Consider the following 13,571-nt stretch of genomic DNA (forward strand, 5'->3'; position numbering starts at 1 on the left):
TGAAGAAACTCCCGTCGGTTACTCGTCAGTAGGGACGCGCTGCACCAAGGCTAGCGGTTCACAGGCGACCCCGTTGGTCAGCGGACACCGCTGGTCCCAAATGGTGGCGACCCGCTAGTCCAGATCGTCGTGCGCCATCAGCCGTCGCGCCGCCTCGGTGATCGAGCCGGACAACGACGGGTACACCGCGAGCGTCTGCGCCAGCTCGTTGACGGTGATGCGGTTCTGCACGGCCACGGCGATCGGCAGGATCAGCTCGGAGGCGATCGGCGCCACCACCACGCCGCCGATGACCACACCGGTGGACTTGCGGCAGAACATCTTGACGAAGCCCTGCCGCAAACCCGACATCTTTGCCCGCGCGTTGGTGCGCAACGGGAGCATGATCGTGCGTGCCGATACCGAACCGTCGTCGATCATCGTTTGCGGCACACCGACGGCGGCGATCTCGGGCCTGGTGAACACCGTCGCCGCCACCGTGCGCAACCGGATCGGACTGACGCCCTCGCCCAGCGCGTGATACATCGCGATGCGGCCCTGCATGGCGGCGACGGAGGCCAGCGGCAGCAGGCCGGTGCAGTCCCCAGCGGCGTAGATGCCGGCCACCGAGGTCCGCGACACCCGGTCCACGGTCAGGTAGCCGCCGCGGCGCAACTCGATGCCGACCCGCTCCAGGCCCAGTCCGTCGGTGTTGGGCACCGACCCGATGGTCATCAGGGCGTGGCTGCCCTCCACGGTGCGCCCGTCGGTCAGGGTCACCAGCACCCCGTCCTCGGTGCGGATGACCGACGCGGCGCGGGCGTTCTTCACCAACTTCACGCCGCGCTCGGAGAATGCCGCCTCCAGCACCCGGGCGGCATCGGCGTCCTCGTAGGGCAGCACCCGGTCGCGGCTGGCGACCACCGTCACCGGCACGCCCAATTCGGTGTAGGCGTGCACGAATTCGGCGCCGGTCACCCCCGACCCGACCACGATGAGGTGCTCGGGCAGCGCGTCCAGGTCGTAGAGCTGGCGCCAGGTCAGGATGCGCTCGCCGTCGGGCTGGGCCGACGGCAGCACCCGGGGGCTGGCGCCGGTGGCGATCAGCACGACGTCGGCCTCGTACTCGCTGGTGGTGCCGTCGGAATGGGTCGCCTTGATGTTGTGGCGGGCCAGTCCGGGCGTGGGGTCGATCAGCTCGCCGCGGCCGGCCACCACGTGCACGCCCACGCCGAGCAGCTGGTCGGTGATGTCGGCCGACTGGTCGGTGGCCAGTTGCTTGACCCGGGCGTGGATCTGCGGCAGCGACAGCTTGGCGTCGTCGATGTCGATCTCGAACCCCAGCCGCGGCGCCCGGCGCAGCTCGGTACGCAGCCAGGTCGAGGCGATGAACGTCTTGGACGGCACGCAGTCGTCCAGGACGGCCGCCCCGCCGATGCCCTCGGAGTCGATGACGGTCACGTGGGCGGCGTCGGGATGTTCTGGGCGCAGCGTGGCGGCCACCAGCGCGGCTTCGTAACCGGCCGGGCCGCCACCGAGGATCACGATGCGGGTCGCCACAGCCCCAACCTAACGAAGCCGGCTGCGAAACGCTCAGGGGCAGACCGGGCCAGCCCGGCCGTCTAAGCTTTCCCCGTGCCGCTCTACGCCGCGTACGGGTCGAACATGGATCCCGAGCAGATGCTGAAGCGTGCACCCCATTCGCCGATGGCCGGAACGGGCTGGCTGCACGGGTGGCGGTTGACGTTTGGCGGCGAGGACATCGGCTGGGAGGGCGCGCTGGCCACCGTCGTCGAGGATCCGGGCTCGAAGGTGTTCGTCGTTCTTTACGACATGACCCCGGCAGACGAGCTCAACCTGGACCGCTGGGAGGGCTCGGAGTTCGGGGTCCACCAGAAGATCCGCTGCCGGGTCGAGCGCATCTCGTCGGACACCACCACCGACCCGGTGTTGGCGTGGCTGTACGTCCTGGACGCGTGGGAGGGCGGACTGCCGTCGGCCCGATACCTCGGAGTCATGGCGGATGCCGCCGAAATCGCCGGAGCGCCAAGCGATTACGTGCACAGCTTGCGCACGCGGCCGGCCCGCAACATCGGCCCGGGGACCAGCGCCTGAAAATCATTCGCCTGCCGGCGATCGGGAGTGTAGACAGACAGACCGACGATGTGCGCCCCAATGCGGGGCGCGCCGCTCCCCAGGAAGGAAATTCGACTGTCAATCCTGTCCGTACCGGTGGTCGCCGACGCACTGGCGCGTGCGTTCGCCGCCGCGGTCAACCCGGCCCCCAAGGCCGCCGTGCGCTTCCCGGAGTTTCGGAGCCGAACCTCTGAGGTCGACGTGCCCACCCGGCTCGGCCCCGTCCGCGCGACCGTGTATCGCCCGTCGGCGGACACGCCGAACCCGCCCGTCTACGTCAACGTGCACGGCGGCGGGTTCGTGGTCGGCCACCCCGAGCAGGACGACCCGTGGTGCCGATACCTGGCCGCCCACGCGGGTGTGGTGGTGATCAACCCCGACTACGTCCTGGCGCCGCGTCACCGCTTTCCCGCCGCGGTACACCAGATCTACGACGTGGTGTGCTGGGCGGCCGGCCCGCACCGCGACTGGGACGGTGCGCGGCTGTGCGTCGGCGGCCAAAGTGCGGGCGGCAACCTGTCCGCCGCTGCGGCCCGGCTCGCGCTGGAGAACGGCGGCCCGCACATCGCGCTGCAAGTGCTGCACTATGCGCCGCTAGACCTCGTGACGCCCACCAGTGACAAGCCGTCGGCGCTGGGCCGCCGGGCGATCATGAAGCCGTGGATGGGCGAGGTCTTCGACACCGCCTACATACCTGACTCGGCGCAGCGGCGCGACCGGTTGGCCTCTCCCGCCTGGGGCGACAATGCCGACGACATCGCCGGCATCGCGCCGGCACTGGTCGTGACGGCCGAACACGATCGACTCCGCGACGAGGCCCGCAGGTACGCCGAAAAGCTGGACGCTGCAGGCGCGTTGGCGGAGTACTACGAGGTGGCCGGCGTCGACCACGGATACAACATCATGAGCCAGGCCGGCGACGTCACGCGCCGAACGTACGCCCATATCGCCCAACACATCGTGCGCGCCACGAACCGCAGCGACACCCGCTAAAGCCGGTCGAACAGCGCCGACTGTTCCACGATGTTGACCATCGTCCGCACCCCGATCGCCAGGGCGCGCTCGTCGAGATTGAACGTCGGCTGGTGCAGGTCCAGCTGCGGTCCCATACCCGGCCACACCCCCAACCGCGCCATCGCCCCGGGAATCTCCTCCAAGTACCAGGAGAAGTCCTCGCCGCCGCCGGACTGGCGGGTGTCGGCCAGCGCCTCGGGGCCGACGGCTTCGATCGCGTGGGTGAGGATGCGCGTCGAGACGTCCTCGTTGACCACCGGCGGCACGCCGCGCCGGTATTGCAGCGTGTGTTCGATGGCCAGCGGCGCCAGCAGCCCGGACACGGTCTCGCGGATGATCTCCTCGAGCCCGACCCAGGTCTGCCGGCTCGCAGTGCGCACGGTGCCGGCGAGCACGCCGGTCTGCGGGATGGCGTTGGCCGCCACCCCGGCGTTGACCGCGCCCCACACCAGCACGGTGCCGTTGCGCGGGTCGATGCGCCGTGACAGCACCCCGGGCAGCCCGGTGATCAGCGTGCCGAGCCCGTACACCAAATCGGCGGTCAGGTGCGGGCGCGAGGTGTGCCCGCCGGGCGAATACAGCGTGATCTCGATCTGGTCGGCCGCCGAGGTGATGGGGCCGTGCCGGACCGCGATCTTGCCGACCTCCAGCCGGGGGTCACAGTGCAGGGCGAAGATCCGCGACACCCCGCTGATCGCGCCGGCCGCGATGGCGTCGATCGCCCCGCCGGGCATGAGTTCTTCCGCGGCCTGGAAGAGCAGCCGCACCCCGACCGGCAGCTCGGGCACCGACGCCAGGACCAGGGCGGTGCCCAGCAGGATGGCGGTGTGCGCGTCATGCCCGCAGGCATGCGCCACGTTCGGCATGGTGGACGCGTAGGGGGCACCGGTGCGCTCGGCCATCGGCAGCGCGTCCATGTCGGCCCGCAGCGCGATCCGGGGCTCGTGCTCGGGGCCGATGTCGCAGACCAGCCCGGTGCCGCCGGGCAACACCTTCGGGTTGAGCCCCGCTTCGGCCAACCGCTCGGCGACGAACTGGGTGGTGGCGTACTCCTGCCGGCCCAACTCGGGGTAGCGGTGGAGGTGACGGCGCCATTCCACCAGATCTGCGTGATGCGCGGCCAGCCAGGGTTCGACGGCGTCGGCGAGGCTCATGCGTGGGCCCCGCTGCGTCTGCGCTCCTGCGCCGCCATCACCCGGTCGCGTTCGGCGGGCGTCTGAGCCAGGTGAACCACCGTGCGCGCCAACATGATCGCGCCCTCGACGACCGCGCGGTCGGCGCTGGGACCGGCCGCGGCATCGGCGAAGGCGCGCTGGTGAACGGTGGCCCCGCCGGCATCCACCCCGATCACCGGGTGGATGCCCGGGAGCGCTTGGGTCACGTTGCCCATGTCGGTGCTGCCCATGGGCAGCGCCGCTTCGAATTCGCGGGCCACCGGTTCGCGTCCGAGCCGGCGCATCTCCTCGCGAAAGATGTCGGCCAGCCATTGGTCGGGGTGGAGTTCGTCGTACGCGGGCGCCGGGTTGCCGATTTCGTATTCGCAGCCGGTGGCCAGCGCGCCCGCGGCGAAACATGCGTAGATCCGGCCCTCCAGCTGCCGTAGCGAATCCGCTTCGACCGCCCGCATCGCGTACTGCAGCGTCGCGTGGCCAGGGATGACGTTGACCGCCTGTCCGCCGTCGGTGACGATCCCGTGCACCAGTTGCCCGGGCGCCAGTTGCTGGCGCAGCAGCCCGATCGCCACCTGTGCGACGGTGACGGCGTCGACGGCGTTGACGCCCAGGTGCGGCGCGACGGCGGCATGTGATTCCTTGCCGCGGTAGTTCACGATCGCTTCGGACAGGGCCAGCGAGCGGGCGGCGGCGATGTCGGCCGGCCCGGGATGCAACATCACCGCCGCGGCGATGTCGTCGAACACCCCGGCCTTCAGCAGCAGCGCCTTGCCGCCGCCGGCCTCCTCGGCGGGGGTCCCCAGCAGTGCCACCCGCAAGCCCAGGTCGTCGGCCACCTCGGCCAGCGCCAGCGCGGTGCCCACTGCCGACGCCGCGATGATGTTGTGGCCGCAGGCGTGCCCGATCTCGGGCAGCGCGTCGTATTCGGCGCACACCCCGACGGTCAGCGGGCCGCCGCCGAAGTCGGCGCGAAAGGCGGTGTCCAGCCCGCCGGCGGCCGCGGTGATCTCGAAGCCGCGTTCGGCGACCAGTGCCTGCGCCTTGGCGCAGCTGCGGTGCTCGGCGAACGCCAACTCAGGCTCGGCGTGAATGGCGTGAGACAACTCGACGAGGTCGGCGCCGCGCCCCCGCACGACAGCTTCGACGCTGTCCAACGGGCTGTCTGACGGGGCGGTGGGCACTCTCGCAGTATGTCACTCAGCGACTTGAGGCCCTGAGGGCTAGACCCGCCCGGCGATGAAGTCCGCCGCCTGGCCGGGGTAGGGCGGCGCGGAGTAGTCGTGGTGCGCGTCGCGGTCGCGACCGCCGACGACGCAGACGGGGTCGCCCTCGCTGCACAGGTCGATGGCGCGGCCGGCGAACGCGCCCGTCGACGACAGGGGTGTGTTGAATCGGTTGCCGGGATTGCCGAACACCGCGACGGCCCTGATCTTGTTGGCCAGGCCGGGATCCAGCGCGGGCGCCGATCCGAAGTTGCCGATGCGCTGTCCGACGGGCGGCACCCCGGCGAGCATCGAGACCGCGGCGGCGCCCTGCGAGAAGCCGCCGAGCACCAGCCGCGTCGACGGGCACTGGTCGACCATCTCCGCGATGTGATCGCGTGCGTCGTTGGCGGCGTCGGCGGTAGTCAGGAAGTTGTAGCTGGCCGGATAGTTCACCGCGTAGGAGTCGACCGTGCGCGACCCCAGGGCGGGTTGCAGGGCGGCGAACAGCGCGTCGCCGATCATACCCAGGCCGGGCGGCTCGGCGGTGCCGCGGGCGAAGATGAGTTGGACGGCCGGGCAGTCGGCCGCCGCCGTGGGCGCCGGGCCAAATGTGACCGAAACCACTGACAGCACAACAGCAACCGCAATTCCAATGACCGGGCCAACTACCGGCCACCCACGAAGATTCATACGGCAAATCTTGGCACATCCCGCCGGGCGCCACTCCCCGGCCAGGTTGGATTGCCCGCCCTCCTCGCCGTCGCCGGGCTAAGCCCGATCGCCCGACTCCTCACTCGCGCCGTTCCGGCGCTCGCCGTCGCCGGGCTAAGCCCGATCGCCCGCCCTCCTCACTCGCGCCGTTCCGGCGCTCGCCGTCGCCGGGCTAAGCCCGATCGCCCGCCCTCCTCACTCGCGCCGTTCCGGCGCTCGCCGTCGCCGGGCTAAGCCCGATCGCCCGCCCTCCTCACTCGCGCCGTTCCGGCGCTCGCCGTCGCCGGGCTAAGCCCGATCGCCCGCCCTCCTCACTCGCGCCGTTCCGGCGCTCGCCGTCGCCGGGCTAAGCCCGATCGCCCGCCCTCCTCACTCGCGCCGTTCCGGCGCTCGCCGTCGCCGGGCTAGGCTCCTCCCTGTGGCCGAAACCCCGTCCGACCCAGGCGACCTCGCGCGCCGGGCCGCCGCGGACATCGCCGAGCGCACCGGAATCGCCGAACATGACGTCGCCATCGTCCTCGGCTCGGGATGGTCGCCGGCGGTCGCGGCGCTCGGCACTCCCACCGCCGTGCTGCCCCAGGCCGACCTGCCGGGGTTCTCCCCGCCGACGGCGATCGGGCACAGCGGCGAGCTGTTGTCGATGCGCATCGGCGCACACCGGGTGCTGGTGCTGGTCGGCCGCCTCCACGCCTACGAGGGCCACGACCTGTGCCACATCGTGCATCCGGTGCGGGCGGCCTGCGCAGCCGGCGTGCGCGCGATCGTGCTCACCAACGCGGCGGGCGGACTGCGCCCGGACATGGCCGTCGGCGAATCCGTGTTGATCAGTGACCACCTGAACCTGACCGCGCGCTCCCCGCTGGAAGGCCCGCAATTCGTCGACCTCACCGACGCCTACTCCCCGCGGCTACGCGAATTCGCCCGCCAGGCCGACCCGACGCTGACCGAGGGCGTCTACGCCGGCCTACCCGGCCCGCACTACGAGACCCCCGCGGAAATCCGGATGCTGCGGACGCTGGGCGCCGACCTGGTCGGCATGTCGACGGTGCACGAAACCATCGCGGCGCGGGCGGCCGGCGCCGAGGTGCTCGGGGTGTCGCTGGTGACCAACCTGGCCGCCGGGATCGGCGGCCAACCGCTGAGCCACGTCGAGGTGCTCTCCGCCGGTGCCGCGTCCGCCAGCCGGATGGGCGCCCTGCTGGCCCTGATCCTCGAGCGGCTGCCCCGTTTTTAGGCCATGACGCCCGAGGAGTGGATCGCCCACGATCCCGACCCGACCACGGCCGCCGAACTCGCCGCGTGCGACCCCGACGAACTCGGCGCGCGTTTTTCCCATCCCCTGACGTTCGGCACCGCGGGCCTGCGCGGCCCGGTGCGCGGCGGTCCCGACGCCATGAACGTCGCGGTGGTGTCGCGGGCCTCCTGGGGGGTGGCCCAGGTGCTCAAGCGGCGCGCCCCGGCCGGGGCGCGGGTGATCGTGGGGCGCGACGCCCGCCACGGCTCGGCGGCATTCGCCACGGTGACCGCCGAAGTGCTTGCCGATCAAGGGTTTTCGGTGCTGCTGCTGCCAGGCCCGGTACCCACTCCGGTGGTCGCGTTCGCGGTCCGGCACACCGGCGCACTCGCCGGGATCCAGATCACGGCGTCGCACAATCCGCCGGCCGACAACGGTTACAAGGTGTACGTCGACGGCGGCATCCAGCTCGTCTCCCCCACCGACCGTGAGATCGAGGCCGCGATGGCCGACGCACCGCCGGCCGACCAGATCGGGAGGGCCCCCGTCGAGCCCGCGCAGACTGATCTGGTCGAGCGCTACATCGAACGTGCGGCCGGGCTGCGCCGCGGCGCCGGCTCGGCGCGGGTGGCCCTGACCGCGCTGCACGGGGTGGGCGGCGCGGTGGCCGTGGAGACGCTGCATCGCGCCGGGTTCGCCCAAGTCCACACCGTCGCAGCGCAATTCGCGCCGGACCCGGATTTCCCCACCGTCGCGTTCCCCAACCCCGAGGAGCCGGGAGCCGCCGACGCGCTGCTGGCGCTGGCCGCGGATGTGGGAGCCGACGTGGCGATCGCGCTGGACCCCGACGCCGACCGATGCGCTGTCGGCATTCTCGACACGTCGGGCTGGCGGATGCTGTCCGGTGACGAAACCGGTTGGCTGCTAGGCGATTACATTCTTTCCCAGCCGCAGCAAGCCGAGACACCGGTGGTGGCCAGCACGGTGGTGTCGTCGCGGATGCTGTCGGCCATCGCTGCGCACCGCGGCGCCGTCCACGTCGAAACCCTCACCGGCTTCAAATGGCTGGCGCGCGCCGACGCCGAGGTCCCCGGCGGCACCCTGGTGTACGCCTACGAGGAAGCGATCGGGCATTGCGTCGACCCGGCCGCCGTGCGCGACAAGGATGGCATCAGCGCCGCGGTGCTGGCGTGCGACCTGGTGGCCACGCTGCTGCGCCAAGGCCGTTCGGTTATCGACCTGCTCGACGAGCTGGCCCGGCGCCACGGGGTGCACGACGCCGCCGCGGTGTCGCGCCGGGTCGCCGACCCGGCGCAGGCCGCCGGGCTGATGCGCCGGCTGCGCACCGCCCCGCCGGCGACGCTGGCCGGATTCCCCGCCAAACTCATCGACATCACCGACGCGCTGATCTTCACCGGCGGTGACGACGACACATCGGTAAGGGTGGTGGTACGGCCCTCCGGCACCGAGCCAAAACTGAAGTGCTACACGGAAATTCGCTGCGCGCCTAGCGACGATCTGGATTCTTCGCGGCGGCGCGCCGCCGCCCTGCACGCGGAGCTGGTCGCTGCGGTGCGGGGCTGGTGAACAGGTTGGGCCCGAATTGGCGGTCACCGGCATCGCCGAGGCCCGGCACGATATAGGCCGACCTGTTGAGACCCTTGTCGACCGCGGCGGTGAACACCCGCGCGCTGGGCGCCGCTTCCTGCACGGCCGCAAGGCCTTCCGGCGCGGCCACCACGCACAGCACGGTGATATCGGTGGCGCCGCGCCGCTGCAGCAGGCCGATGGTGTGCGCCATCGACCCGCCGGTGGCCAGCATGGGGTCGAGGACCAGCACCGGCCTGCGCGCAAGCTTGTCGGGCAGCGCCTCGAGATACGGGACCGGCAGGTGGGTTTTCTCGTCGCGGGCGACCCCGACGAAACCCACCTCCGACTCGGGTATCGCCGCCTGTGCTGCCTCGACCATCCCCAGCCCGGCCCGCAGAACCGGAACCAGCAGCGGCGCGTTGACCAGCCGCGTCCCGGCCGTCGCGGCCACCGGGGTGCGGATCCTGATGGACGTGCGCGGCGCCTCCCGGCTGGCCTCGTACACCAGCATCAGCGTGAGCTCGCGCAGCGCCGCCCGAAATCCGGCGTTGTCGGTGCGTTCGTCACGCAGCACCGTCAGCCGGGCCGCGGCCAACGGGTGGTCGATCACGCACACGTCCATCCCATGAAGGGTATATAACGATCGCGCAAAGCCCTTCTGACACGCTTGCGCTCGTCCCCGGCATGGCCTCCGCGCGTTCGTATACTCCCCCGGTGTCGCGCGAAATTCAAAGTCCGAGAAGGCTGCTCGGTAGGGCGCATCGCCTTCTGCTGACGCTCGGCGCACTGGCCGTGGTCGCACTGGCGGCAAGTCCGTTGACCCCGCGCATTGGCCTTGTGGCAGCGGCCATTCCGCAACCGGCGCACATCGTGATCGTGGTGGAGGAAAACCGTTCCGAAAACGGCATCATCGGCAACAAGTCGGCGCCCTTCATCACCTCCCTGGCCGCGAACGGCGCCAACATGACGCAGTCGTACGCCGAAACACACCCCAGCGAACCGAATTACCTGGCACTGTTCGCCGGCAACACCTTCGGGGTGACCAAGGACCTCTGCCCGGTCAACGCCGGCGCCGCACCCAACCTCGGGTCCGAATTGCTGGCCGCGGGCCACACCTTCGTCGGCTTCGCCGAGGGCCTGCCGGCGGTCGGCTCACCGGTGTGCACCGCGGGCAAGTATGCGCGCAAGCATGTGCCGTGGACCAACTTCACCAACGTGCCGGCGGCGAACTCGCTACCCTTCTCCGCCTTCCCGATGGGCAACTACGCCAGCCTGCCGACCGTGTCGTTCGTCATCCCCAACAACGACAACAACATGCACGACGGCTCGATCGCGCAGGCCGACGCCTGGCTGAACCGCCAGCTGTCCGGCTACGCCAATTGGGCGGTGGCCAACAACAGCCTGCTGATCCTGACGTTCGACGAGGACGATAACGGCAGCCGCAACCAGATCCCCACGGTGTTCTACGGCGCCCACGTCCGCCCGGGCAACTACAGCGAGCAGATCAACCACTACAACCTGCTTTCCACGGTGGAGCAGATGTACGGGCTGCCCAAGACGGGCTACGCCGCCAACGCCGCGCCCATCACGGATATCTGGGGCTAGCGGTACTGCTTCGAATGGTGGCGACCCGCTTCACCCGGCTCCGCCGCGCTCGCGATCACCACTGCTTCCGATGGTGGCGACCCGCTTCACCCGGCTCCGCCGCGCTCGCGATCACCACTGCTTCCGATGGTGGCGACCCGCTTCACCCGGCTCCGCCGCGCTCGCGATCACCACTGCCGCGACAGGGCGTTCGCCGGTCGTCGCTATTCTGTGCCGCATGGCTGCTGACCTCGTGCCCATTCGCCTGAGCCTGTCCGCCGGCGACCGCTACACCGTGTGGGCGCCCCGCTGGCGCGACTCCGGCGACGAGTGGGAGGCGTTCCTGGGCAAGGACGAGGACCTGTTCGTCTTCGAGTCCGTCGCCGACCTGGTCGCGTTCGTGCGGTCCGACACCGACAACGACCTGACCGACCACCCGGCGTGGAAGGAACTGACGTCGGCGCACGCGCACGACTTCGAACCCGCCGCGGGCAAGCAGTTCGATCTGGTGGCGGTCGAGGAGCTGGTTTCGGAGAAGCCCACCGAGGACTCGGTGGCCGCGCTGGCGGGCACGCTGGCCATCGTGTCGTCCATCGGATCGGTGTGCGAGCTGGCGGCGGTGTCGAAGTTCTTCAACGGCAACCCCAGCCTGGGCACCGTGTCGGGCGGGCTCGAGCACTTCAACGGTAGGGCCGGCGGCAAGCGTTGGCATGCGATCGCCGAGGTCATCGGGCGCAGCTGGGACGACGTGCTCGGCGCGATCGACGACGTCGCCACCACCCCCGAGGTCGACGCCAAGCTGTCGGCCAAGGCCGCCGACGAACTGGCCGAAGAGCGCGAAGAAGACGAAGTCGACGAAGACGACACCGAAGACGCCGCCATCGAGGAGGACGCCCTCGAGGAACCCGGGGACGACGCCGCCGAAGACGAGGACACCGCTGAGGCCACCGAAACCCGGGCCGCCGGCGACAGCGCGGTACTCGGCAGCGACAAGGACTTCTGGCTTCAGGTGGGCATCGATCCGATCCGGATCATGACGAGCTCGGGCACCTTCTTCACGCTGCGCTGCTACTTCGATGACGAGCCGATCTTCCTCGGCCGCAACGGACGGATCAGCGTGTTCCCGTCCGAGCGTGCGCTGGCCCGCTACCTGGCCGATGAGCACGACCACGACCTGTCCGATCTGAGCACCTACGACGACATCCGCACCGCCGCCACCGACGGCTCGCTGGCGGTCGAGGTCACCGAGGACAACATCTACGTGCTCAGCGGTCTGGCCGACGACTTCGCCGACGGGCCGGACGCTGTGGACCGCGAGCAGCTGGAGCTGGCCGTCGAGGTGCTGCGCGACATCGGCGACTACTCCGAGGATCCCGCGGTCGACAAGGCGCTCGAAACCAACCGGCCGCTGGGCAAATTGGTGGCCGCCGTGCTCGAGCCCGGCTCGGCCACCAGGCCGTCGCCGCCCTACGCCGCGGCGGTGCGCGAGTGGGAGAAATTGGAGCAATTCGTCGAGGGGCGGCTCCGCCGGGAATAGCGCGCGACTGGCGCCGTAGGTTTGACGGGTCCCCGAGGCTCCTCTTTACTGGCGGCAGCATCAGGAGACGGGAAGGTTGAGTGACGTGTCGCTTCCCGGAATCGGCCCGCTGCCGCTGTACGGGTTTCAGCGTCCGGGCATGTTGTTGTTCGGATTGGTGCCCCTGGCCCTGCTGGCCGTCTACGTCGTGGTCCAGGCGCGTCGCAACCGGCGGCTGCACCGCTACACCGACGCCACCGTGGCGCAGTCGCCGTGGCGGCACCTGCCGATCGCCGCGTCGCTGCTCTGCCTGGCGTTGCTGACCATCGCGCTGGCCACCCCCACCCACGACATGCGCATCCCGCGCAACCGCGCCGTCGTGATGCTCGTCATCGACATGTCACAGTCGATGCGGGCGACCGACGTCGAACCCAACCGGCTCAAGGCCGCCGAACAGGCGGCCAGCCAGTTCGCCAGCCAATTGACGCCCGGCATCAATCTCGGGCTCGTCGGTTTCGCCGGCACCCCGTATTTGCTGGTGCCACCCACCCCGCAACACCAGGCGACCCTCGACGCGCTGAAGAAGCTGGACTTCGCCGACAGCACGGCCACCGGCCAAGCCATCTTCACCGCGTTGCAGGCGATCGCGACGGTCGGTTCGGTGATGGGTGGCGGCGAGGGCCCGCCGCCGGCGCGGATCGTGCTGGAGTCCGACGGCGCCGAGAACGTGCCGCTGGACCCCAACGCCCCGCAGGGGGCGTTCACCGCGGCCCGGGCCGCCAAGGGCCAGGGCGTGCAGATCTCGACGATCTCGTTCGGCACCCCGTACGGCACCGTCGACTACGAGGGCGCCACCATTCCGGTTCCGGTGGACGATCAGACCCTGCAGAAGATCGGCGAGATCACCGACGGCCAGGCCTTCCACGCCGACAGCCTGGACTCGCTGGAGAACGTGTACACGACGCTGCAGCGCCAGATCGGCTACGAAACCGTCAAGGGCGATGCCAGCCTGGCCTGGATGCTGCTCGGTGCCGTCGTGATGGCCGGCGCCGTGCTGGCCGGCCTGCTGCTGAACCGCCGGCTGCCCGCCTGATACGCGCTAGGTCGGCAGGCGCCGATTGATCAACAGCGCCAACGCGGTCGCGATCAGTGCGGCCAGCACCCCGAGGCGCAGCCAGCCGGCGCTGCCCGGGCCCGGCACCGTGCGGTAACCGATCTCGTTCTCGATCGCGTTGTAGCTCTTTTCGAGCTCGCCGAGGTTGGTGGCGGTGTAGGGCTGCCCGCCGGAGAGTCTGGCGATCGTCTTCATCTGGTCGGTCGACACCGGGACCGCGACGCGCTGCCCGTCCATCTCGATCTCACCGCCCTTGGTTCCGAACGAGATCGTCGAGATGGGCACGCCCTGGCCCCTGTCTAGGCGCGCCACCATC

General features: G+C 70.5%; 12 protein-coding genes and 1 pseudogene. 7 read left to right on the top strand and 6 right to left on the bottom strand.

Annotated elements, in window-relative coordinates; all coding sequences use genetic code 11:
* Positions 1–114: 114 nt before the first annotated feature.
* Positions 115–1,539 carry an NAD(P)H-quinone dehydrogenase gene (locus A5775_RS00570; protein WP_067245636.1) on the bottom strand — a complete coding sequence of 475 codons (1,425 nt, stop codon included), beginning with the start codon at positions 1,537–1,539 and terminating at the stop codon, positions 115–117.
* Between the two features lie 75 nt (positions 1,540–1,614).
* Between A5775_RS00570 and A5775_RS00575 the strand changes: the two genes are divergently transcribed.
* Together A5775_RS00575 and A5775_RS00580 are read left to right on the top strand one after the other, a co-directional pair.
* Complete coding sequence (locus tag A5775_RS00575; protein WP_067245640.1) at positions 1,615–2,094, top strand: gamma-glutamylcyclotransferase; 480 nt, start codon at positions 1,615–1,617, stop codon at positions 2,092–2,094.
* A gap of 180 nt (positions 2,095–2,274) precedes the next feature.
* Positions 2,275–3,108, top strand: coding sequence for an alpha/beta hydrolase (locus A5775_RS00580; protein ID WP_067245723.1), 834 nt, complete (start codon positions 2,275–2,277; stop codon positions 3,106–3,108).
* Here A5775_RS00580 and A5775_RS00585 read toward each other — a convergent pair.
* Genes A5775_RS00585 through A5775_RS00595 form a run of 3 tightly spaced genes read right to left on the bottom strand, consistent with a single transcriptional unit; the run spans position 3,105 to position 6,136 of the window.
* Positions 3,105–4,283, bottom strand: coding sequence for a M20 family metallopeptidase (locus tag A5775_RS00585; protein ID WP_067245644.1), 1,179 nt, complete (start codon positions 4,281–4,283; stop codon positions 3,105–3,107). The genes A5775_RS00580 and A5775_RS00585 overlap by 4 nt on opposite strands.
* Positions 4,280–5,482, bottom strand: a complete 1,203-nt coding sequence (locus tag A5775_RS00590) for a M20 family metallopeptidase (protein ID WP_067245647.1) — start codon at positions 5,480–5,482, stop codon at positions 4,280–4,282. Before A5775_RS00590 ends, A5775_RS00585 begins: the two co-directional genes overlap by 4 nt.
* Positions 5,483–5,521: 39 nt before the next feature.
* Positions 5,522–6,136, bottom strand: a complete 615-nt coding sequence (locus A5775_RS00595; protein WP_197512281.1) for a cutinase family protein — start codon at positions 6,134–6,136, stop codon at positions 5,522–5,524.
* Between the two features lie 499 nt (positions 6,137–6,635).
* On the opposite strand from A5775_RS00595, the gene A5775_RS00600 reads away from it, so the two are divergent.
* Positions 6,636–7,451 (top strand): purine-nucleoside phosphorylase, encoded by an 816-nt coding sequence (locus tag A5775_RS00600; protein WP_067245653.1) that lies wholly within the window; start codon positions 6,636–6,638, stop codon positions 7,449–7,451.
* Between the two features lie 3 nt (positions 7,452–7,454).
* The gene (locus A5775_RS00605) at positions 7,455–9,038 is read left to right on the top strand and encodes a phospho-sugar mutase (RefSeq protein ID WP_067245656.1); all 1,584 of its coding nucleotides are present in this window, start codon (positions 7,455–7,457) and stop codon (positions 9,036–9,038) included.
* On the opposite strand, the gene upp is transcribed toward A5775_RS00605, so the two are convergent.
* On the bottom strand, positions 8,959–9,663 hold the full coding sequence (gene upp, locus A5775_RS00610; protein WP_067245659.1) for a uracil phosphoribosyltransferase: 705 nt from the start codon (positions 9,661–9,663) through the stop codon (positions 8,959–8,961). The genes A5775_RS00605 and upp overlap by 80 nt on opposite strands.
* A gap of 92 nt (positions 9,664–9,755) precedes the next feature.
* Between upp and A5775_RS00615 the strand changes: the two genes are divergently transcribed.
* The 3 genes from A5775_RS00615 (at position 9,756) to A5775_RS00625 (ending at position 13,234) form a co-directional block, all read left to right on the top strand.
* On the top strand, positions 9,756–10,646 hold the full coding sequence (locus A5775_RS00615) for an alkaline phosphatase family protein (protein WP_197512277.1): 891 nt from the start codon (positions 9,756–9,758) through the stop codon (positions 10,644–10,646).
* 217 nt (positions 10,647–10,863) lie between these two features.
* A complete protein-coding gene (locus tag A5775_RS00620) occupies positions 10,864–12,162 on the top strand; it encodes a primosomal protein (RefSeq protein ID WP_067245662.1) in 1,299 nt (432 codons plus the stop codon).
* An 85-nt stretch (positions 12,163–12,247) separates the two neighbouring features.
* Positions 12,248–13,234, top strand: a complete 987-nt coding sequence (locus tag A5775_RS00625) for a VWA domain-containing protein (protein ID WP_067245666.1) — start codon at positions 12,248–12,250, stop codon at positions 13,232–13,234.
* Between the two features lie 6 nt (positions 13,235–13,240).
* Here the strand turns inward: A5775_RS00625 and A5775_RS00630 are convergent.
* Positions 13,241–13,571 (bottom strand): annotated as a pseudogene (locus tag A5775_RS00630) (hypothetical protein); the annotation flags it as partial.

The organism is Mycobacterium sp. 852002-10029_SCH5224772 (assembly GCF_001667315.1).
In the GTDB taxonomy this organism is placed as follows: domain Bacteria; phylum Actinomycetota; class Actinomycetes; order Mycobacteriales; family Mycobacteriaceae; genus Mycobacterium.